We start from the raw sequence: 21,022 nt of genomic DNA on the forward strand, positions 1-21,022 counted from the left end.
TTCTTGCGCTCCGTCATCGGTCTATCAAGACCACCCTAAAATTGTTAACTCATAAACAAAAATAACACAGTCGACAGTAACAATCAATAGCGGTATGTCAGTCTGTTCATCGTGTCCCATGCGCGGACGGCCGCACTCCCGCCCGGTCCTGAGAAACTACTTTTTACTGCAAGTGCTCTCATCTCTGCTTCCCCGTCTCCAACGAGGTTGATTATTACATTAAATGAAAAAATTGACATAACGCACCTTATTCATTTATTATTTACTTGTAAACAATCCTATATACATAACAGCATTCATGTCGTCAATTGTATGGATAAGCATCGTTTGAATACATGATGATCAAGGAGTGGTGGTAATGGAATTATTCAATCCAAAAACCGCGATTGACACGGTCGAAGCACTTGAGGCGGTCGTAGGCGAGATTCCGCTTCTGATGACGTTAAAGGCAATCGACCATCTTGACGAAGGCGCAATACGTTGGATTGCCGCATCGCCATTTTTATTCGTCGGGTTCGGCGATGGCGAAAAGATCGGAATCACCTTAGGCGGTGGCGATTCCGGCTTTGCAACCGCCGATACGCACGAGCTTCGGGTGCCGGCCGCGATGCTCGACGACCCTACGCTAGCTAGACCCGGCACGGGTTTCGGTTCACTGTTCCTGCTTCCCGACACCGGGGAGACGATGCGCGTCAATGGTCGGGTCGTAGATGTCATCGACGGTGAGATTCGCATTCGCGTTGAGGAGTGCTTTGGTCATTGCGCAAAGGCGCTGATCCGCTCCGCTTTCTGGACGGCCACACCCGACGAAAGCTCGCCGCAGGACGCCGTTAATTTCGTTAGCGCCAGCCACTTTATGGCACTGGCGACAATCGATGCAAACAGCCGCGCCGACCTGAGTCCGAAGGGCGATCCATCCGACAAAATGGCGCGTGTTGAGAAAGGCTGCGTTTGGTTCGCCGATCGGCCTGGAAATCACCGCACTGACAGCTTCCATAACATCATCGCGCAGCCGCATGTCTCGGCATTGTTTTTAATCCCAGGATCGGCCTATATTGCCCGCGTCTCGGGAACCGCCCGGATTACGACTGACGAGGCAATACGTGCAAGCTTCGTCGTTCAGGGCAAGACACCGGCGCTGGCTATCGCCATCGAAAGCAACAATATCGAGTTGAGCCGGAGTCCCGCTCTCTTGCGTGCCAAGCTCTGGCCGGTGCCAGAGCCTACTCACGGTATCCAGCCCACAAAGATATTCCTCGAGCATATGAAGATGAACAAGAACAAGAGTTTAGAAGCGAAACTCGCGAGCGAAGCCCTGTCGAAGCCCGGGTTTCAGGATCAGCTGGAGAAGGATCTGAAGAAGGAATACAAGGACAACCTCTACTAATCCGGCGGAAAGCGGTTATGGCCTTTCATTTGGGATTATTTTCTCTTGCGCTTCCATGATGTTATAATGCATACGACAACGATGCGGAAAGGCCGTGATTGGCTTGTGTTTAATCTTGTTCGCTTACCGGATGCATCCCGTTTATCAACTCGTCCTGGCCGCAAACCGCGATGAGTTTTACGCACGTCCGACGGCGCCGATTCATCATTGGACGGATCACCCTCATGTGCTGGCCGGACGGGATTTGCTCCGGAACGGGACGTGGATGGGCGTGACGAACAGCGGACGATTCGCCGCTTTGACGAATTATCGCGATCCTGCGGAGCAAACCGAGGGTAAGCGATCCCGCGGACAGTTGGTCTCCAGCTATTTAGTCGGGAACGAATCGCCCCAGGCTTACGCGGAAAGCGCCGCCCGCGAACGGACAGAATATCCGGGCTATAACTTGTTGGTTGGCGATCCCAACGAGCTGTATTATTATTCGAACATAGGTCATGAGATTCAAAAGCTCCAGCCCGGTGTTTACGGCGTAAGCAACCATCTGCTGGATACCGATTGGCCGAAGGTAACGAAAGGGAAGAAAGAGTTGGAAGCGCAGCTCAAGGACTTTCGTGAGGACCGTGTCGGTGCATTGTTTGAACTGCTTGAGGACGCGGAGTCGGCACCGGACGATGCGCTGCCTGCCACCGGCGTGCCGCTGCAGTGGGAGCGTCTCCTCTCTTCGATCTACATTCGAAGCGATCATTATGGAACGAGAAGCTCTACGATTTTGTTGATGACTGACAATAAGCTTCACTATATCGAACGAACACGTTCCGGCGAACGCATCCAAGACCGCAGACATTCGATTACGTTCTAATCGCCACAAAGCCTCTCGAGACGATCTCGAGAGGCTTCCTTTGCTTGCACTGTTCGGCCGTGCCACGGCGCATTATTGAGCGGAATGACTTCCGCTTGAGCCCAGGTGACGGGGGAGAAAAGATTGCATCGTCGCTTTCCCTCAATCGTTCAAGGAAATGCTGGCCGATTAAAACGGCGGAGTTTCAATTCCTCATAGGTATGTTCAAAACACTCGTCGTATATCGCAAGAGGAGACTCATGCTGAGTTTCAATTCCTCATAGGTATGTTCAAAACCCATTAAAATCCCGCCAATAAGTCATTTCTACATATTCAAGAATTACGTATCGAGTCCAGCAAACACCTTAATCCCTTTTGCCACGCAGCTATCCTTGTCGTCGATCCCTCGGCTTTTTTGCATGATTGGGGGTCGACGACAAACAGCGTAGTTAAATTATAAGCCTTTGTCCACCTTTTTCCAACCCATAGTCACCTAAATTTAATGTACAATCGTTACAAACGTGCCACGCACTTCTACCTTACCACAAACTTCAAATACTTCGTATCTTTTTTAATACTTGAACAATACCAAAAATAGGAGTAAAATCATGACCAAAGTCATTTTATGACTGCAGTCATTTTTTTTCAAAAGGCGGTGACCCTCCCCCATGCTTAGAGCATCCCGAAAGCAAGAACTGAAAGAACGCATTTTCACACAGTCCATAAAGCTGTTTAAAGAGAAGGGCTTCGACAACGTAACGGTCGAGGAAATTACGCAAGCCTGCGGGATTGCAAAAGGAACGTTCTATAATTACTTTCCGAAGAAAGAAGCCGTGCTGCTCCATCTTGCCGTATCCCAGCTCGAATCCGTCCATGAAACCATCCAAAACAACAAAAACATGCCGGATCTGAGGCAACAACTGCTGCACCTCTTCAGCAATTTGTTTCATCAATACGCCGAACAACCGGACATGGTCAGACTGGTCGTATCGGAAATGATGCGCGCCGACATGTTCATCAATGCCGAGATGAGAATCATTGAAAGGTTCAGGCAAGCACTCGCCGCACTCATTGAAGATGCAAAAGGCAAAGGGCAGCTCACGACGCAAGCGGCCAGCGAAGATATCGCGGCGGTGTTGACCGGCGTTTATTTCAACTCGCTAATGATCTGGCTTTCGGCAGGTACCGATGTGATACAAATCGAGACGCTATTCCAGCGACATTTCGATATCGTGTGGGAAGGCATCTGTTCGGGAGGAGTTGTAGAACAATGATAGCCATCATCGTCATCTCTGCCCTGCTGCTTATCGGCATTAGCGGTCTCCACGTTTATTGGGCCTTCGGCGGTACCTGGGGTTCGAGCGGCGTGATACCGGAAACCAAAGCACAGCAGCCCGCTTTCGTCCCGGGTAAGGCCGGAACACTTGCCGTCGCTTTTCTGTTGATTGCGGCATCCGTGCTGCTATTGATGGAAGCAGGAATCATTAAAGCATTTTCCGGCTTTTTTGTCGTTACTTGGGGCTGCTGGGTATGCGCGATCGTATTCGGACTGCGAGCCATCGGCGACTTCCGATACGTGGGCTTAACAAAACGGTTACGAGGAACGCGCTTCGCCACCTTGGATAGTTATTTGTTTACGCCTCTATGTTTGTGGCTTTGTTTTGCTTTTATATTGGCGACCCGAATAGGAGGGTAAATTCCAGGGGATTGAGGAGGGTTTTTGGGCGTTCGGGATTCAGGCTGGCACCGGAATCACGATTGCGCAGAAGGTGCTCGGTCTATTGGAATTTGCCCAACATGGCCGAGAACAAACGCCGCTCTCTGGTCAACCGATAATTTGGGTACGACTATTAATTCATAATCCAACTGCTTGTACGTTTCAAACAGAATGTGATACGTGGCCAGCGCCTCTTCAAAATCCTGTACTCTTTCGCTGTCCGTTTGGTAGATTTCTTTCCAAGGCGGCAAAATAAACACTTGCTTGTTGTATCTGTACTTCCGAACTGCCGATTCAAGCCTCTCTGAAAAAGGTGCATGGATTAAACTAGAGTATGTCAACGTATCAGGGATGCCTCTGTCAAAAAACAACAAGTACCCCATTCGATTGGACAATGCTGTATGGTAGCTTTCGATCGATCTATCCAGCATGAGGTCGCGATACTTGATTGCATTTTTCCAAGGCAAGGCATCCCCGTCGGAAGATACCTCCGCTTGAATGATTTCTCTGGCGACTTCCGAAACATACGGATATCCGCTTCTCTGTAGTTCATTCAGCAGGGTGGTTTTACCTGCACCAGGCCCGCCGGTGATTACAATAAAATCATTCCTGAACAATGCATGGTCCGTCATTTTTTAGTTCTCCCATCAAGTGAACTATAGTTTTTTTTGAAGAAAGATCTCATCATCTTTAACATAACCGCAGCGTTCATAGGTTCTGATAGCCGGGTCGTTATCGCTGCCCGTTAAAATTTTGATATTCTTCACCCCGCGCTCTGCCAGCTTGTCTTCCAGCAAGGCAATTATGGAAGCGGCAAGTCCCTTTCTCCGGGCTGCCTGCTCGATATACATTTCGGTGACTTCTCCTTGCCCTTCCCGATAGCAAAACGACTTGTAGCTTTGAGCGCAAGCAAAGCCCACGACTTTTCCGTCCATGGTTGCCACAACAATCAATTCACTGCTTCGATTCATACTCTCGATGATTTCCGACGCAGGCAACAGCTCCCCGCCGTTAAAAGCTTGGTTCAATCTTGCAAGGTCTGCCGCATCATCGGCTGTAGCCATTCTTACTTCCGTCGTCATCCGCTCAGCTCCTTCTATATTTCCCATTTCTTCAGGGGCTTCCTCCGTAAAAGTTAATTTTTTTAAATGATAACATGCGGTTGTAAGTCTACGGAACGATTCTCACGCTTCCTTAATTTCTTCCTTCGCTGCCCCTTTGCGAATCGCGTAGGCGCTGTAAAGCAGCAGCATCCAAACGGGACCAATGATCAGAGATACTCTCATGTCCGGCATGAAAGCCATCAATACGATGATCATGGCCATGAAAGCGAGGCAGATGTAGGATGAGACCGGATGCAGCGGCAGCTTGAACTTAAGCTTTGCAATTTCTTCGCGGCTTCTGGCTTTTCTGAACTTGAGCTGGGTAATCAAAATCATGGTCCAGTTCAGGATGCCGGCAAAGGTGGCAATCGAAATAAGGTATACGAACACCTTTCCGGGAACCAGGTAGTTCATCGCTACGGTAACGAGCGTCAGCGCGGAAGACACGAGAATGCCCGCTGTGGGAGTGCCCGATTTGCCGACCTTGGCGAAAATCTTGGGTGCATTCCCTTGCAGCGCAAGTCCGTGCAGCATCCGCCCGTTGCTGTAAAGACTGCTGTTATAGGCGGAAAGCGCGGCCGTTAATACCACCACATTCAGAATGCCCGCCGCTGCCGGTATGCCCATCTTCGAGAATATTTCCACGAAAGGACTTCCCGTTTGCTCCAGTTGATTCCATGGAAACAGCGTCAGCATGACGGCCAACGCTCCAATGTAGAAGATCAAAATCCTCCAAACCACCTGATTGATAGCCTTGGGGATCGTTTTGGACGGATTTGCCGCTTCTCCCGCGGTGATCCCGATCAGCTCAACCCCTCCGAAGGAGAACATGACAATAACCAGAGAGAGTAAAAGTCCGGTAATGCCATTCGGAAAGAAGCCCCCATGAACCCAGAGATTGCTGAAGCCTGTAGCTTGACCATGATTGCCGATGCCAAAGAAAATGATCAGTATGCCCAATACAATCATGGATATGATTGCAGCCACCTTGATAATGGCAAACCAGAATTCAAATTCGCCGTAGAGCTTTACGTTAATCAAATTGATCGCCGTGATGACAACAAGAAAAATCAAGGACGATACCCAGGTTGGCACCCCCGGGAACCAGAAATTCACGTAGATTCCCACAACCGACAGTTCGGCCATACTGACAACGATATAGTTGAACCAGTAATTCCATCCCGAGAGAAAGCCAGGGAATTCTCCCCAGTTCTGATAGGCGTATTGGCTGAACGAGCCGGAAACAGGATGATCCGCGGACATTTCGCCGAGTGCCCTCATGATGAAAAATATGACAAGGCCGCCGATCAGGTACGATAACGTAATGGCGGGCCCTACAAGCTTAATGGTGGTTGCCGAACCATAAAACAACCCCGTACCGATAGCTCCACCCAAAGCGATCATCTGAATATGACGATTATTCAAGCCGCGACGAAGCTCTTGCTGTTCATTTGTGTTCGTGACCATTCGGAAATACCTCCCACGAGAAATGAATGTTTTCGTTGTGAGGGCTTTCAATTTTGAGTGTTCCATAGCCGGCATTATCATCCCGGATGAGGCAGGCTGTGCCTCACCCGGGTATTTTGTCCCTCTTATTATTTCCAGGTGGGCACTAATCTTGCGGTAAAGTGCCGTAAAATTTGCGGCTCATAGGTAAATTCATAGCCTTGGAGGGTATGGGCCCTTTCCTTGATAGCAATCAAGGCATCGGCAACAACATCCATATGGTTGTTTGTGTAGGTCCTTCTTGGAATGGTAAGCCGCAACAGCTCCATCGGAGATTCGCACTGAACGCCTGTTTCAGGATCTCTTCCGAGCAGGAAGGAACCGATTTCCACCGCGCGAACGCCGGCTTCCAGGTAAAGCTCGTTGGCCAGCGACTGTGCCGGGAACTGGCCTGCCGAAATGTGCGGAAGCATTTTCTTCGCATCCACGAATACCGCATGTCCGCCGGTCGGTGTCTGGATGGGCACACCGCCCTCCGTCAGCCTTTTGCCGAGGTATTCCACCTGTCCGATTCTGTAAGCGAGATAATCTTCATCCGTGCCTTCGCGCAGTCCTCTTGCCAAAGCCTCCATGTCTCTTCCGGCAAGCCCTCCGTAAGTCGGGAAGCCTTCCATCGGCACGGCCATCGATCTTGCTTTTGTATAGAGTTCTTCATCGTCCTTTAAAGCGAGAATGCCGCCGATGTTTACCAGAGCATCCTTTTTGGCGCTCATCGTAAAGCCTTCTCCATAGGAGAACTGTTCCTTGATGATTTCAGCAATGCTTTTGTTCTCATAGCCCTTTTCGCGCTGTTTGATAAAGTAGGCATTCTCCGCAAATCTCGCGGCATCGATAAATACGCGGATGCCATATTTTTTGCCGATGGCGCTGACTTCCCTCATATTTTCCATGGATACCGGCTGTCCGCCGGAGCTATTGCAGGTAATGGTGATGAGAATAAAACCGATGCTCTCGACGCCTTTTTCCTTGATGAAGCTCTCCATTTTCTCGCAATCAAAGTTGCCTTTGAAATCAAAGGGAACGGTCGTTTGGAAAGCCCTTTCAGTAACAAAGTTTACCGCACGACCCCCGGACAACTCAATATGCGCCTTTGTGGTATCAAAGTGCATATTTCCCAGAATGTATTGCCCTTTTTGGATCAGAAGCGGAAACAGTACCTGCTCCGCGCCTCTTCCCTGATGGGTAGGAATGGTGTAGTTATAGCCGATAATGTCCTTGACGGACTGGACCAGGTTGTAGTAGTTTTTGCTTCCGGCGTAGGATTCATCCCCCAGCATCAAACCCGCCCACTGGTTATCGCTCATTGCGCCTGTTCCGCTGTCGGTCAAAAGGTCGATATATACGTCTTCCGCTTTAAGCAAGAAAGGGTTGTAGCCCGCCTCAATCAACGCCCTTTCCCGTTCCTCTCGCGGAATCATTTTAATGGGCTCAACCATTTTAATGCGAAACGGCTCTGCCATTCTCATATCCAATTCCTCCTGCTGAAAATAATTTTTACTTACATCTAATTTATTCAGCAAGATTCATGCCAACTTTGCGGCGGGCTTCAGGTGACAAAAAGGCAATTTTAGCCTAAAAGGGGACGATAAAAACCGCAATTCCGCCGGATGCTGCCGTGTTGGCGGTCCGTCTTCAAAGTACCCATGTGTCATTATGATACAGACAGGAAAATAGCCTGTCCGGTTCCATAAAGCTAAGCCGCCAAAACTTTGGGGCATAAAAAAGCCGTCAGCAATGTGCCATTATGAGACAGTATTGACGCCTTTATTATAGGAGGTGTGCCATTCTGACATACATTCAATCGATTTGCTTTGTTTCCTCGGGTCCATCTTCATATTCGGCGGCCAAACCGTATTCCCTGCATTTACGATACAGCGTGGATCGGGACATGTTCAATTGCTTCGCCGCCACAGCTTTGGATTTATAAGTTTCCAACGCTTTTTTCAGCACCAGAGCCTCCACTTCGCTCATGGTTGGAAATGCATGGAAGGTAAAGCTGAGCTCCGGCGGCTCCTTTTTGATGGAATCGACAGGGTCCGGCAAATCGTTGCCATCGATGACTCCGTCTTCATCGCTGACGATGCAAACCTCGACAATATTTTCCAGCTCCCTGATATTTCCGGGATAAGAGTACTCCGTAAGCATTTTAACCGCCCTGGGAGTCACCCGGACTTCCTTCCCCAGCCGCTTTCCTATTTTTTGAACCGCATGCCGGATATAAAGGTGAATGTCTTCTTTCCGCTCTCGGAGCGGAGGTATTTTGATCCGGATTACGGAAAGCCTGTAATACAGATCCTCGCGGAAGGTCTTTTCTTCTACCATTTTCATGAGATTTTTGTTGGTAGCCGCGATGACCCTTACATCAATCTGCTTTAAGCGGATTCCTCCCACCCGCATAATTTCCCGGCTTTGCAGCACTCGGAGCAGCTTAGCCTGAAGATGAACGTTCATGTCCCCGATTTCATCCAAAAAAATCGTTCCGGTATCCGCCAGCTCAAAGATCCCCGGCCTTCCGCCTTTTTTGGCCCCCGTAAACGCACCCTCTTCATAGCCGAAAAGCTCGCTCTCCAGCAGGCTTTCAGGGATCGCGGCGCAGTTCACGGTTATAAAGGGTTTTTCGGCTCTTGCGCTACGCTTATGAATAAACCGGGCGACAACTTCCTTCCCGGTGCCGCTTTCCCCCTGCAAAAGCACGGTAGAGCTTACTTGGGAAGCTTTTTGCGCGGTTTTCAACGTCTGGATCATGGCAGGGTTGTTGCCTACCACGTTGCTGTCGACATCCGCAAGAAACTGCAGCTCCTGATACAGATGCTGAATGGTCGAATTGGCATTTTCCAGCTTCTCATGAAGTCTTCTGATCTCCGAAACGTCCCTGAATATGGATATGGCACCTTCGACCCCGCGATTGTGAATAAAAGGCACGATATTGGATATAACCTCTTTGCCGTTCACCTTTGTCTTGATGCCAATAAGCTTTCCGCCGGTGCTAAGGACCTGGGGAATATGGGAATCCGGGACGGTTTCGGTCACTTTTTTGCCCAGAAGCTCACTGGCCTGAACCCCCGTAATGCGGTAATTGGCTTCATTGACATAGATGATTTTCCCCTCGCTGTCCACTACCGCGATTCCATCGTGAATGGATTCCAGGATTCCCTCGCTTGCCTTGATGATATCATGGATATACATCGAACGTTCCCTCCGCCGCGCTTAATCTGCAAAAGCGTGCCGCTCTCTTCGGCAGCTCATCATCCATAACAAGACCGGTGGCTCAAATTAGCGATATTCACCATCATATCATGTTTTCGTATAACCATGGAATATATTGTTAGTTTTGGTTTGCGCGTTTTTGACAAAAATGCAACGGAAAGGGCCCCAATGATTCCCATTGTACCCGCAAGTATGAAGGCGCTGGAGTACATGCTCGTATATTGAATTACGAAACCGGTTACAATTGGGCCTACACATTCGCAAGCCCGATTCCTCTGCCCGTCCTTGCTCGTATAAGATCTTCTCGAAACGGTCGTTCAGCTTGCCCGCCGTTTCCTTGCTCATGCCGACGCCGTCATCGGCTAGCACGAAAAAGATGTCCGTCTCGAGTTGGTATGACGATACCGTAATTTCGCCGGTGCCGCCATGCTTTTCATGCCTGTAGGGATTTGAAACATTCTTAAACGCTGTAGCGGCTTATGTAAAGACAAGAGACCCAAGGCTGTCGCTCATGAGTCAATATGGATATTAAGTTGAGTATTTTCGGATAATCGAGTCTAGAGCAACTGCGGCATGTTTAAAGCCGTCGCTTACTCCAGTGGCATACATTTTTTCGGAATCATCTTGTCTCTTTTTAGCCTCAGCATCCCAAATAGTTTGAATATAACTTAGGTTTATGATGAGTTTTTTTAATTCTTGAAACATATCTCCTCCACGTTTTAGGTCTCCAAATATTGACCATTTGATGTTCAAAGTTTTTTAAGCAACAACCTACCTTATTTTCGTAAATCAAGGTTCATAATAAGCATAATAGAGATCAAAGGCTTAAAAATACAATTAAAAAATGAATAAAAAAGCCAGCCCATTTTTCTCTGCGGCCTTGGCGAACTACAAATTATATCACCACCCTTGACCTTTGACACTTTTAACGTATCATTAAGTCTATTGTATTCCGACCCGTTAAAAGTGCCAAGCATGTTCTATTTCTTTGATTGACATCTGTACGCAGGTAATCCTACAATTTGAACAGAGGTGAGTTTGCATTGATTCATTCAAAACTCAAACTAGTTCTTGACAAGAGAGGAATCTCTATTCGCCAGTTAGCGAAAGATATTGATTATCGTTTCGATAGTGTACGCGCTCTGTATAACGATCAAACGGAACGTTATCCGCGAGAGCTTCTAGACAAGCTCTGTTCTTATTTAGGCGTTAATGTTGGCGATCTATTAGAATACAGAAATGATGATTCCGAGAACCCGCCAGGTGACTGATTTTCTTATCACGCTCGTGTTTAGGCTCAGTACTTTTCGTATATTTTGAAATGGCTCAGTAACGCTATTTTTACAGGTTTTGAACCTACCTATGAGGAATTGAAACTCCAAAGTGTGGCAACTGTCTTCCCCCTCCCCTACTACCCCACAAAACATGTATCGATAAAACAAAAAAGCACCGCGAATACCAAGGGAGCTGCCCCTTCGTTTCGCAGTGCTTCGTATCGTTTCTTTCGATGATAGATTGTTACTCTACCAACAACTTTACAAAAATCCTCGCTCCATCCTGCTTATACCGAAGCTTTAATAGCTCCTGCAGACATCAACCACTAATTCAAGTAAGCCGAATTAATATAGAAGAATTCAAACTTGCTGTCGCTGAAATTGGCGAACGAAGCTTTCAATTTGTCGTTCGTATGGGCGCTGTACTGCATCGTCACGGTATCGTTCGCCACGACAAACATCACATGAGAGTAGTCCAAAGCGCTGATAAAACCGCCGGCTGGCGTGGTAACTTTCGTTGTTTTATAGAAATATTTCTTGGTGCGCACCATGTAATCTTCCAAGCCGTTGCTGACATTGCGGCCTGTGTTCACCCAGGCAATCGATTCGGGCTTCCATGTGCCGTCCGTCGGAATGCCGCCGGCATACATCGCCTGGGAAACATAGTTCGCGCAATCGACTCCGCCGTTCTCCGTATGAAACTTGTAGTTTTTATTCCATTTGCTTGTATCATAGTAAGGCGATTTCGTCACCGTAGACGTGTACCTGTTCGCATAGTCTCTTGCCGCAATCCGGTTGTATGTAAAAGCGGCTTGGGGCTGGACTGCGCTTCGCACCGTATAAGCTCGATTGGTCGTAACCGCTTCCAATAAATCCTTTTGCCCATGCTTCATCATCGTTTCCTCGGTTTCAGGAATGAAGTGGGCCGCCGGAATCCAATCCATATAATTCAAAAATTCAAGCTTCGCGCTTTGGTTATCGATGACGCCGTTGACGACTTTGGCCGTAAGCCGGAACGAGTCGTTCTGCTCCGTTGCCGTGCCGATATATTCGCTGAGGTCTTTAAGCCGGTCACTGATGACTTGCTCGGATTCCATGGCGCTGATCGCGTTGGTTTGCTTTAATGCGGCGGACTGACTCTTCATTCCTTTGACGTAGGGAATCTCGTCGACCGACTTGGCTTTTAACGTTTTGCTCAAAGAAATATCGACTCTTGCCGTCAGTACGTTGTCCTTCACCGAGTACTCGGAGATGTCGCTGTCGATGGTATTCAGCGTGTAGTAAGGCTTGTAAGCTTGCCCGACAAAATCGACAACGAATTTTTGGGCCTCTTCCCGGACTTTCGCATCGCCCGCCTTCAGGTTCGTGTCATCGGCGAAAGCGACGGCCGAAGTTAAAGCAAACAACATGATTGCGCTTACAGCTATTTTTTTACCAAACATCATCAATTCCTCCTCGATTTGGAATGACATTGGTGTGCAATCTGATCCCGCGCACAATGCAACTATATAACAAATAGTCCGGCCCGCAGAGGATTATGATTATCTTGCAGAAAAATGGCATTATGACGCGTGGAAAATGTCGAAAACCGGCGCCTGACCCCATCAATACAAAAAGGCGGCCAAGCGCGAGCGCTGGCAGCCTTGTTTCATCCCTATATTACAGCTTGTTGAATACGTCGGTGAGCACCGGTACGATTTGCGATTTGCGGGAGACGATGCCTTTGAGCACCGCTTTGTTGTCATCCAGCTTCACGTTGTACGCCTGCTCCACGGCATGCGCGGCGCGGCCGAGGGCCAAACCGATCGAATCGTTGTTCAAGATGTCCGTCACGACGAAGAGGAACAGGTCCAGGTTTTTCTCCGCGATGATGCCGGAGAGAGCCGCTTCCAACTCCACTTGGCGGGACAGCACGTCATTCGTGTCGACGGCGTTCACTTGGGCGATTTCCACTTTGTAGCTGCCCATTTGGAATTCTTTGGCGTCGAGCGAGATCAGTTGGGCGATCGTTTTGTCGCTCAGATCGGCGCCGGCTTTGAGCATGTCCAGACCGTAAACTTCGGCGTTCACGCCGGCGATTTCGGCCAGTTCGCGAGCAGCGGCTACGTCTTCATCCGTGCAGGTAGGCGACTTGAACAGGAGCGAGTCGGAAATGATCGCGGACAGCATGAGACCGGCGATTTCTTTCGGAATGGCGACCCCGTTTTCTTTGTACAGCTTTTTCAGAATCGTCGCCGTGCAGCCGACCGGCTCGGCACGGTAATAGAGCGGACCGCTTGTCTCGAAATTGGCGATGCGGTGGTGGTCGATGACCTCCAGCACGCGAACATGATCGATGTCGGACGCGCTTTGCTGGCGCTCGTTGTGGTCGACCAGAATGACGTTTTTCGCTTCGTTCGCCACCGTCTCGACAAGGCGCGGCGCTTCCGCTTTGAAGTAGTCAAGCGCGTATTGGGTTTCCCCGTTTACGCTGCCTAAGCGGACAGGCTCGACATTTTGGCCTAGCTGAGTTTTCAAATGCGCATACGCAATGGCGGAACAGATCGTATCGGTGTCTGGGTTCTTATGTCCGAAAATAAGTACTTTGTCCATCCTTATTCTCCTTACTTGTTTTGTTTTGGCGAGAAAAGTATACCGTACATCCACATTCACAATCAAGATTCCCCTACAGATTATATCGTAAAACTATCATTATTCCTATCCCTTTAATAGAATTACTTAAGTTACTTGCGTGAAACAAATACAAAAAACAGCTCTTGTTCGCACAAGAGCCGAGCTTGTTGAGAAAGTGGTCGAACGGGATAATAGAGGTTACGAGAGGGTAGGGTATCCACTTCCGACCGCTCTTGTCCTCGGGAAATTTGATTGGAAGCCGCTTATTAGCGGACATTTCCCGAAGACAAAGGCGGCCGCTATCGCTTCTCCAGTGGATACCCCACCTACGTTTGTATCTCTATTTTTGTAAGACCAACTTTCTCAACACTCTGAGCTCTTGTTCGCACAAGAGCCGGTCTTTATTTTACGGGTACGCTGCTGCCCCCTTGAAAAGAAGAATCATACAAGCGGTTGCTGAATCAAAGTAGCAAAGTTGAACTGATGCCTATGACCGTCATTTAATGTGGTCATGCCCGTAACAAAGTGTACGTGCTTGCCATTTCCAACCGAAATTGCCGGTCCGGTTCTAATTTTTTTCAGATTATGAAAATGGTTCAGGAAATCGGTGTGTGTAAGATCGATTTCATGTACATGGCTTTTCCCGGACGGGATGACTTGCCCGGTAACTCCGGCAAAACGATGATTGTGACGGTCTGCGCCTTGTTCCGCTAATTTCGTGCTGCCCTCAAATTCATGTACATGTGTCTGCGATAGTCTGATTTTCAATTTGCCTTTCGGTTTTAGCTTTCGATTCACCATGCAAACCGTCCCTTCTTTCAAGAGGCTAACTCTAGATACCATTATAAATAACGTGTTATTTGTCCAGTAAGGGATGAATGCCTAGCTATAGGAAGAAATCCGGACGCGAAAACGTTTGGATAAAACTTTACCCAACGGAAGACAATATTGGTAAATTGGGTAACGAATCCAAACGGTGAGAACACATGCCAACCATTTCACTCCTGCAAGCATCCATGATTCTGATGTTGTCGACGGGATTGATGAATCATGTCATCATTATTCCGGTTATGCTGGAGGTAGCGGGCAGGGACGCTTGGATCTCCGTCTTCTTTGCGACAGTCTTATATATGGTATGGCTGGTCTTGATCTATTGCATCGTCCGGCGAACCGGGGACCAGCACATTGTGGAATGGATCAGCGCCCGGTTCGGCAAGTTTTGGGCCGTCCTGTTCGCAGCCGTCTTTGCCGCTTATTTGTTGTACATCGGCGCCGTCACGACCGTGGATACGGTCAAGTGGTCCCGCATTTACTTGCCGCTGATGCCCGGACTTTCCCTTACGGTCCTGCTCGTGGCGATCTGCTTTTACAATGCCTATAAAGGGCTCCGGAGCATCGCCATGACGGCCGCGCTGCTGCTTCCCATTGTCGTCATTCTCGGTTTCTTTGTCATGTCGTCCAATATTCCGCACAAAAATTACGGTTTATTGCGGCCGTTTTTCGAGAATGGCTACGGCCCCGCACTGCGGGGAATTCCGTATATCGGGGCCGGCTTAAGCGAATTGTTCGTCCTTGTCTTGATGCGGCACCGCATTCACAAAACGTTAAAGTACATCCATCTTCTGACGCTAGGCATCCTACTGGTAGGGCTGACCATGGGACCGCTGATCGGAGCCATTGTCGAGTTCGGGCCGGTCCGGGCCGGCTTGCTCCGGTACCCGGCATTTGAAGAATGGAGATTGGTGAACCTCGGTAAATATATCGAGCATCTCGACTTTTTGTCCGTATACCAATGGCTGTCCGGTGCCTACATTCGAATTTCCTTGGCGATGTATTTGATCGCAGACATGGCAAGCCTTCTATGGAAACAAAAATCGGTTCCATGGCTGCTCGTAAGCTCGGGGCTGTTCATTGCCGCGCCCTATTTGCCTGTAACGGGCTTGCGGTTTCTCGGCACGCTGCAGACGACGCTGCCCTATATATCAGCGGCGGTGCTGGCGCTGTCCTTAACGCTGGCAGGAATGACCTTGCTGCCCCGCCACCGGAAAGGGAATGGACCATGAACACTCCTCACGAGCTGCCGCCTGTGAAAAATGAGCCGTATTTGCGCTCGGTATACGAGGACAGCCAGGACATTTTGTTCTTCCCCATCGAATATCCGGTCTCTTCAGGCGGAAGCACGCGACTGCTGCTCTATTATTGTCAAGGCCTGACCGATACCGACAAACTCAATCAAACCGTCCTGCCGAGACTGATTGAGGCCGTCCCGGACTTCGCGAGCGGCGATCCGCATGCCCTTTCCGGCATCACCGGGCTGAATCTGCAGCCGGTCGAGGGAAAGGACTGGTTTCGGCGGGCCAACGACCTGCTGTTCCAAGGAAGCCTGCTGATTCTGACGGAATCAGACCGCTTATACAGCTGCAATCTGGCCGCTCCGCTGAGCCGAACCCCGGAAGAGCCCAAGACGGAAACCTCCCTGTTGGGCCCCCGGGACGGCTTCATCGAACAGCTCGATACGAATGTCGCGCTGATCCGGAAACGGCTGCTATCCCATCATCTGAGCTATAAAGAATTCCGTGTCGGCCTCAACTCCCGCACCCGGGTCGGTTTGATGTATATGGACGGAACGGCGGACCCGCGGACCGTGCAGGTGGTTGCGGACCGCATCTCGAAACTGGAGATGGATGGCATCGTGAGCATTTCGGAGCTGATCGAGCGGATCGTCGATTCCAAACTCGCGTTGTTTCCCGCCGCTTATCATTCGGGGCGCCCGGATTTCGCCGTCCGGGCCCTGCTGAAAGGCAGGCTGGTCATTCTCTTCGACGGATCGCCCACGGTTGCGATCGCGCCGATTACCATAACGTTCGCCTTCAAATCCGCCGAGGACGCGCATACCCATTACTACTTCGTCGCCTTCGGCCGTCTGCTGCGTATGTTCGGTTTGTTTCTGGCCGTTTTTTTGCCCGGGTTCTGGATCGCGCTGCTGACATTTCATCAAGACCAGTTTCCGGTGAGCATGCTGGCTACGATTGTCATTTCGCGGCAAGGCGTCCCTTTTCCGAGCCAGCTTGAGCTTTTCGCCATGCTGATCCTGTTCGAGTTGTTCCGCGAAGCGGGGATGCGCCTGCCGCCTAACATCGGGCAGACGCTGTCGGTGGTGGGAGGCCTCATCATCGGTCAAGCCGCGATCAGCGCGGGTCTGGCCTCGCCCAGCATGGTGGTCGTGATGGCCACCAGCATGGTCGCTTCCTTCGTGACGACGACCCAGACGCTGTTCGGTACGATCTCGATTTTGCGCATTTTCGTGCTGATTTTGTCGGCGAGCTTCGGCTTGTACGGCTTCCTGCTCTCGGCCTTTGCAATCATCACCTACGTGGTGAACCTGACCTCCTTCGGCGTTCCGCTCATGTCGCCGCTGTCTCCTACGTCGATGAAGGAAATCGTTCCGGAGCTTTTTCGTACCCCGTTCAACCGATTGACGAAAAGACTCCGCTTTTTGAAGAAGACATCGCCCGAACGGGAGGAATGACCGATGCGCAGGCATCCTTTGCTCCAATTGATGCTTATCTTACCGCCGCTCCTGCTGCTCTCCGCCTGCGGCATGCGGTCCGTCGAGCAAGTCATTTACCCGAATGCGGTCGGTATCGATTATGTGAAAGGCCAATATAAGGTGTACGTCCAAGTGATTGATTTCACGAACATCGCCAAAGTCGAGAGCGGGGGCCGGCGGGCCAATCCGAGCAATTTTATCGGAGAAGGCACGGCCTCTACCTTCGATGAAGCCATCTTTCAAGTGTATCGCACTTCGCATCAATCCGTTTCCTGGAGCCATATCTCCTCTATCGTCTTCAGCAAAGCTCTGCTGGAGCATGGGATCACGGACGTCATGGATTTGTGGGGCCGGTTCAACGAATTCCGGCAGACGCCGTGGGTGTTCGGGACCGAACGTCCGATGCGGGAGATTTTGTCGGCTAACCCGATTCTGAACATTTCGATGCTGTATTCGCAGCTTAGCAGTCCGATGGATATATACCGGCAAAGCTCTTTTATCGAGCCGCTGCGGCTGTACCACTTTATGTCTGCCCTGTACGAGCCCGGAATGACCTCTCTCCTGCCTTCCATCGCCATCAACGAGAAGGCTTGGACCAAAAACACAGCGCCGCACAAAAACCTGATGATTGACGGCGTGTACGGCATGAAGAAGGACAAGCTGGTCGCGGCGCTGCCGAATAAAGATTTGCTCGGCTTCCGCTGGATGAACCGCTCTACCGTCCGGGGCGTGCTTGCGCTGGGCGATCCGAAGCGGCCGACGGCGGTGGTGGTCATGCAGAAGCCGAAAGCCGTGATTACTCCCGTGGTGCAGCAAAACCGGGTAAGCTTCAACATCGAGGTATCCACTTCCGGCGGCGTATTTCAATATAACCGTCCAATGGACGAAAAGGAAATTCAGCGGCAAGCGGAGCACCAAATAAAAGAAGAAATCGAGCACACGTACCGTAAAGGACTGGAGCGTAAAATGGATGTGCTGCAGCTATCCGACGCGCTATACCGACAGGACCCGAATAAATGGCGAAAACTCGCCCAAAAGGACGAGTTTTTCCTCAATAAAGACTCTCTGCAAAGCGTAAAGGTGAAAGTCCGAATGGACAATTCGCAAAAGCTAAAGCTTAAACGGCCTTCCATGTTAAAAGAAAAGAGCTGAGCCACTTCTACTACGAACCGTCGGAGGCAGCCTGCCGCAGCGCCGTCAGCCGCTCCGCCACGGCGTCCAGCCGGTCCTGGATCAAGATGGCGTCCGCATACGCAGCCGGGATGCCGGCAAAGCCGTAATACACGCCCGCCAGCCCGCCGGCGATGGCACCGATTGTGTCGCTGTCGCCGCCGAGATTGGCGGCCCGCTGCACGACATCAGCGAAGCCGTCGCCCTGCTGCAGGCAGTACAGCGACCAGCGCAGCGTATCGACGACGAAGCCGGTCGGCTCGCAGTCCGGCGCTTCGGCCAGTGCGGAAGCGTACGGGGTGCCCTGCGTTTCCGCCGCCATCGCCGGGCGCAATTCTTCGCCGTTCAGCAGCCGCAGCGCGATCCGGTTGTACAGGCCGCACGCTTCATTGCACCGCTCGTCGTAATGCGTCATCTTCGACTGCATCCGCGATATGCGGTCGACCAGGCCCAGGTCGGCATAGGCGAGCGCCACCGGCAGGCAGCGCATCAGCGAGCCGTTGCCCGCGCTGCGGCCCAGGTCTTGATCGGCCAGAAAGGCGGCTTCGAACCAATGGCCGTCATAGCGCGCGAACGCCCGGCGGATAATATTGCCGATATCCTTCGGATCGGAACGGTACCACGCCAGGAAGCGTTCCCCGATGCTCGCCATCGGATCGTCCGGGCCGTCGAGAATGCCCTCCGCCACACAAAGCGTCATCATCGTGTCGTCCGTAACCTCCCCCGGTTCGAGGTCCCACACCCCGCCACCGATGATGTCGGTCAAATAGCCGTACTTGCGGTGAATCTCCCTGGTGCTCATGAATTCGGTCGTCCCGCCGAGCGCATCGCCGACGGCGACGCCGTACAGCCCGCCCTTGATGCGGTCCGCAATACTTGTTCTTCCGTCGTTCATCCCGCTTTCCCCCTCCTATAGTTCAGCCCACGGTGTGCCTATGCTCGCATACTTGCGATAGCGGCTCAGCACCCGCTTCACCTGTGCGATCCGTTCCTCCAGGCTGCCGTGCAGCAGGATGTAAGGCACCCGCCGCGCCGCCAGATCGGCCGCAATCTGCTTCTGGAACACGCGGCGCTGCACGTCGCCCGAACGGTCCCACGTATCGTCGTACGGAATGTCGTCGCCGCACATGAAGACGAGATCGTAACGCGAAGCGGCCTGCGCCGCCAAGTCCCGAAGCCGCAGCAGCGCCATCCCGTGATAATAGTGCGCGAACATGAACGTCGTGATCGCATTCGTATCGACGAACAGGTAGCCGTTCGCCTCAGGCAGCAGCTTTTCCTCCCTGGCCAGATGCCCTTCGGCAATCTCTACCAGCTGGTCCGGCGTCAGCCGGCGGTCCGTCTGATGCTGCGCCCAATACTCGCGCCCGTACTCCGGCATCCAGACCGTCCCGAACTCGCGGGCCAGCGCTTCGCACACGGTCGTTTTGCCGGTCGAAGGCGCGCCGAGGAAGACGACGGTCGTCACCAGATCCCGGTACACCAGCGGATGGACGAACGCGCGGTTCGCCAACGGGTCGCGCCGCACCGCCGTTCCCGATACCGGAAACGCCTCCCGACTCGGGTCGACCTGCCGGTTCACGACGTTCAGCGCTTCGCTCATATGCTCGCCGTACGGCTCGCTGGAATAAAAATGCGTCACTCTTCGGCCGCCAAGCAGGCCGATCATATAATCCTCCTGCGCCTTCTTGATCTCCGGCGTATACCCCGTTTCCGTCGGCCCGTCCCAAGCCTCGATCACTTCGACCTCGAGATACAGGGCGCGAATCCAGTCCGCCCGCACCGTCAGCGGAATGTCCGTCGTTTCGGGACAATCGTAGATGACGGCGATCACGTGATCGGTCTCCGCGAGGGCCGTTTCGATCATATATTGGTGCCCCCGGTGCAGGGGCGCGAATTTGCCGAGCGTCAGCCCGACCGTTAATCGCTTGTCGCTCATAAGCCCACCCCCATGCGTCCCGACCGCTGCGCCGCCCGGTATTCGCTGCGCCACTGGATCAGCCCGCTTGTCGCGATCCCGAGGAAAATAACGTACAGCGCGGCCAAAACATACAGCTCTTTATACGCATACATCCCGATCGACAGCACGTCGACCGCAATCCAGAAATGCCAGTTTTCCAGCACCTTGTTCGACAGCAGCAGTTGCGCGAGAATGCTCAGCGTCGCAATGAACGCGTCCACATAAGGGATCGACGCGTCCGTGTACCGGGCGAGCACATAGCCCCAGCCTGCCGTCACGACAACGAGCAGCAGCGCCAGCAACAAGCCGAGCTGCGGCGTCATCCGCCGCGTCGGCCGCACTTTCGCCTGACCGCGTTTGGTCAGCCAGACGATCCAGCCTTGAATGCTCAAGACGAAAAACACGACCTGCAGCGTCATATCCGCGTACAGCTTCGCATCGTAGAACATGACGAAAAAGCACGCTACATTCACCAGCCCGACGGGAAAGCACCATATGTTTTGCCGCGCCGTCAACCATACGCTGAGCAGTCCGCTCGTGGTCGCCGCAATCTCCAGCGGCGTCGACGACGTGAAATAAGCGACCAGCAGCATGCAGGCGAGTAGCCCGGCCATCGTATACCATCTGTCCATGAATCTCATCCTCCCAATGTAGTTCTACGTTGACAATTCAATACTTTCAAAACGACTATATTAGA

The 21,022-nt window shown here is 51.5% G+C and carries 20 protein-coding genes; 8 read left to right on the forward strand and 12 right to left on the reverse strand.

From position 1 onward, the window contains the following. The first annotated feature begins 358 nt into the window (after positions 1-358). From NI000_RS19925 to NI000_RS19940, 4 genes are all read left to right on the forward strand, one after another. Entirely contained in the window at positions 359-1,387 is a 1,029-nt protein-coding gene (locus NI000_RS19925; protein WP_253413198.1) for a pyridoxamine 5'-phosphate oxidase family protein, read from the forward strand. 115 nt (positions 1,388-1,502) lie between these two features. Then, on the forward strand, positions 1,503-2,246 hold the full coding sequence (locus NI000_RS19930) for an NRDE family protein (protein ID WP_309247918.1): 744 nt from the start codon (positions 1,503-1,505) through the stop codon (positions 2,244-2,246). 647 nt (positions 2,247-2,893) lie between these two features. Further along, complete coding sequence (locus NI000_RS19935; protein WP_253413199.1) at positions 2,894-3,499, forward strand: TetR/AcrR family transcriptional regulator; 606 nt, start codon at positions 2,894-2,896, stop codon at positions 3,497-3,499. Next, entirely contained in the window at positions 3,496-3,921 is a 426-nt protein-coding gene (locus NI000_RS19940) for a DUF3995 domain-containing protein (protein ID WP_253413200.1), read from the forward strand. The genes NI000_RS19935 and NI000_RS19940 overlap by 4 nt, the downstream gene beginning before the upstream one ends. Positions 3,922-3,977: 56 nt before the next feature. On the opposite strand, the gene NI000_RS19945 is transcribed toward NI000_RS19940, so the two are convergent. From NI000_RS19945 to NI000_RS19970, 6 genes are all read right to left on the reverse strand, one after another. Then, complete coding sequence (locus NI000_RS19945; RefSeq protein ID WP_253413201.1) at positions 3,978-4,574, reverse strand: AAA family ATPase; 597 nt, start codon at positions 4,572-4,574, stop codon at positions 3,978-3,980. Positions 4,575-4,598: 24 nt separating this feature from the next. After that, a complete protein-coding gene (locus NI000_RS19950) occupies positions 4,599-5,024 on the reverse strand; it encodes a GNAT family N-acetyltransferase (protein WP_253413202.1) in 426 nt (141 codons plus the stop codon). Positions 5,025-5,126: 102 nt separating this feature from the next. Then, positions 5,127-6,512 carry an amino acid permease gene (locus tag NI000_RS19955; RefSeq protein ID WP_253413203.1) on the reverse strand — a complete coding sequence of 462 codons (1,386 nt, stop codon included), beginning with the start codon at positions 6,510-6,512 and terminating at the stop codon, positions 5,127-5,129. Between the two features lie 128 nt (positions 6,513-6,640). Beyond that, a complete protein-coding gene (locus NI000_RS19960; protein WP_253413204.1) occupies positions 6,641-8,071 on the reverse strand; it encodes a tryptophanase in 1,431 nt (476 codons plus the stop codon). A 277-nt stretch (positions 8,072-8,348) separates the two neighbouring features. Next, entirely contained in the window at positions 8,349-9,737 is a 1,389-nt protein-coding gene (locus NI000_RS19965; protein WP_253413205.1) for a sigma-54 interaction domain-containing protein, read from the reverse strand. A 549-nt stretch (positions 9,738-10,286) separates the two neighbouring features. Then, the gene (locus NI000_RS19970; RefSeq protein WP_253413206.1) at positions 10,287-10,511 is read right to left on the reverse strand and encodes a hypothetical protein; all 225 of its coding nucleotides are present in this window, start codon (positions 10,509-10,511) and stop codon (positions 10,287-10,289) included. 290 nt (positions 10,512-10,801) lie between these two features. Between NI000_RS19970 and NI000_RS19975 the strand changes: the two genes are divergently transcribed. After that, entirely contained in the window at positions 10,802-11,029 is a 228-nt protein-coding gene (locus NI000_RS19975) for a helix-turn-helix domain-containing protein (protein WP_253413207.1), read from the forward strand. Between the two features lie 329 nt (positions 11,030-11,358). Here NI000_RS19975 and NI000_RS19980 read toward each other — a convergent pair whose 3' ends face one another. The 3 genes from NI000_RS19980 to NI000_RS19990 all read right to left on the reverse strand — a co-directional run bounded on the left by NI000_RS19980 (position 11,359) and on the right by NI000_RS19990 (position 14,446). Continuing rightward, positions 11,359-12,474, reverse strand: coding sequence for an amidase domain-containing protein (locus NI000_RS19980; protein ID WP_253413208.1), 1,116 nt, complete (start codon positions 12,472-12,474; stop codon positions 11,359-11,361). A 217-nt stretch (positions 12,475-12,691) separates the two neighbouring features. Next, positions 12,692-13,624, reverse strand: a complete 933-nt coding sequence (locus NI000_RS19985) for a manganese-dependent inorganic pyrophosphatase (RefSeq protein ID WP_253413209.1) — start codon at positions 13,622-13,624, stop codon at positions 12,692-12,694. 462 nt (positions 13,625-14,086) lie between these two features. Beyond that, positions 14,087-14,446 (reverse strand): YmaF family protein, encoded by a 360-nt coding sequence (locus NI000_RS19990; RefSeq protein WP_253413210.1) that lies wholly within the window; start codon positions 14,444-14,446, stop codon positions 14,087-14,089. Between the two features lie 185 nt (positions 14,447-14,631). Between NI000_RS19990 and NI000_RS19995 the strand changes: the two genes are divergently transcribed. Genes NI000_RS19995 through NI000_RS20005 form a run of 3 tightly spaced genes read left to right on the forward strand, consistent with a single transcriptional unit; the run spans position 14,632 to position 18,347 of the window. Further along, positions 14,632-15,708: an endospore germination permease gene (locus NI000_RS19995; RefSeq protein WP_301292594.1), complete on the forward strand. Its 1,077-nt coding sequence runs from the start codon at positions 14,632-14,634 to the stop codon at positions 15,706-15,708. After that, entirely contained in the window at positions 15,705-17,174 is a 1,470-nt protein-coding gene (locus tag NI000_RS20000) for a spore germination protein (RefSeq protein ID WP_253413212.1), read from the forward strand. Before NI000_RS19995 ends, NI000_RS20000 begins: the two co-directional genes overlap by 4 nt. 3 nt (positions 17,175-17,177) lie before the next feature. Next, on the forward strand, positions 17,178-18,347 hold the full coding sequence (locus NI000_RS20005) for a Ger(x)C family spore germination protein (RefSeq protein WP_253413213.1): 1,170 nt from the start codon (positions 17,178-17,180) through the stop codon (positions 18,345-18,347). Between the two features lie 10 nt (positions 18,348-18,357). Here the strand turns inward: NI000_RS20005 and NI000_RS20010 are convergent, their stop codons facing one another. From NI000_RS20010 to pnuC, 3 genes are read right to left on the reverse strand one after another with little or no spacing between them, the layout of a single operon-like run. Continuing rightward, a complete protein-coding gene (locus NI000_RS20010) occupies positions 18,358-19,260 on the reverse strand; it encodes an ADP-ribosylglycohydrolase family protein (protein WP_253413214.1) in 903 nt (300 codons plus the stop codon). Between the two features lie 15 nt (positions 19,261-19,275). After that, a complete protein-coding gene (locus tag NI000_RS20015) occupies positions 19,276-20,304 on the reverse strand; it encodes an AAA family ATPase (RefSeq protein WP_253413215.1) in 1,029 nt (342 codons plus the stop codon). After that, positions 20,301-20,957, reverse strand: a complete 657-nt coding sequence (gene pnuC / locus NI000_RS20020; RefSeq protein ID WP_253413216.1) for a nicotinamide riboside transporter PnuC — start codon at positions 20,955-20,957, stop codon at positions 20,301-20,303. Before pnuC ends, NI000_RS20015 begins: the two co-directional genes overlap by 4 nt. Positions 20,958-21,022 lie beyond the last annotated feature (65 nt).

Origin of the sequence: Paenibacillus tyrphae (assembly GCF_024158745.1) — a bacterium.
Classification (GTDB): domain Bacteria; phylum Bacillota; class Bacilli; order Paenibacillales; family NBRC-103111; genus Paenibacillus_G; species Paenibacillus_G tyrfis_A.

What these genes read in the sequence shown, in the direction of transcription:
- NI000_RS19995 (WP_301292594.1), top strand. Translation starts at nt 14,632, where the DNA reads ATGCCAACCATTTCACTCCTGCAAGCATCCATGATTCTGATGTTGTCG.
- NI000_RS19985 (WP_253413209.1), bottom strand. Translation starts at nt 13,624, where the DNA reads ATGGACAAAGTACTTATTTTCGGACATAAGAACCCAGACACCGATACG.
- NI000_RS19990 (WP_253413210.1), bottom strand. Translation starts at nt 14,446, where the DNA reads ATGGTGAATCGAAAGCTAAAACCGAAAGGCAAATTGAAAATCAGACTA.
- NI000_RS19935 (WP_253413199.1), top strand. Translation starts at nt 2,894, where the DNA reads ATGCTTAGAGCATCCCGAAAGCAAGAACTGAAAGAACGCATTTTCACA.
- NI000_RS19955 (WP_253413203.1), bottom strand. Translation starts at nt 6,512, where the DNA reads ATGGTCACGAACACAAATGAACAGCAAGAGCTTCGTCGCGGCTTGAAT.
- pnuC (WP_253413216.1), bottom strand. Translation starts at nt 20,957, where the DNA reads ATGGACAGATGGTATACGATGGCCGGGCTACTCGCCTGCATGCTGCTG.
- NI000_RS20000 (WP_253413212.1), top strand. Translation starts at nt 15,705, where the DNA reads ATGAACACTCCTCACGAGCTGCCGCCTGTGAAAAATGAGCCGTATTTG.
- NI000_RS20015 (WP_253413215.1), bottom strand. Translation starts at nt 20,304, where the DNA reads ATGAGCGACAAGCGATTAACGGTCGGGCTGACGCTCGGCAAATTCGCG.
- NI000_RS19925 (WP_253413198.1), top strand. Translation starts at nt 359, where the DNA reads ATGGAATTATTCAATCCAAAAACCGCGATTGACACGGTCGAAGCACTT.
- NI000_RS20005 (WP_253413213.1), top strand. Translation starts at nt 17,178, where the DNA reads ATGCGCAGGCATCCTTTGCTCCAATTGATGCTTATCTTACCGCCGCTC.
- NI000_RS19980 (WP_253413208.1), bottom strand. Translation starts at nt 12,474, where the DNA reads ATGTTTGGTAAAAAAATAGCTGTAAGCGCAATCATGTTGTTTGCTTTA.
- NI000_RS20010 (WP_253413214.1), bottom strand. Translation starts at nt 19,260, where the DNA reads ATGAACGACGGAAGAACAAGTATTGCGGACCGCATCAAGGGCGGGCTG.
- NI000_RS19950 (WP_253413202.1), bottom strand. Translation starts at nt 5,024, where the DNA reads ATGACGACGGAAGTAAGAATGGCTACAGCCGATGATGCGGCAGACCTT.
- NI000_RS19940 (WP_253413200.1), top strand. Translation starts at nt 3,496, where the DNA reads ATGATAGCCATCATCGTCATCTCTGCCCTGCTGCTTATCGGCATTAGC.
- NI000_RS19965 (WP_253413205.1), bottom strand. Translation starts at nt 9,737, where the DNA reads ATGTATATCCATGATATCATCAAGGCAAGCGAGGGAATCCTGGAATCC.
- NI000_RS19945 (WP_253413201.1), bottom strand. Translation starts at nt 4,574, where the DNA reads ATGACGGACCATGCATTGTTCAGGAATGATTTTATTGTAATCACCGGC.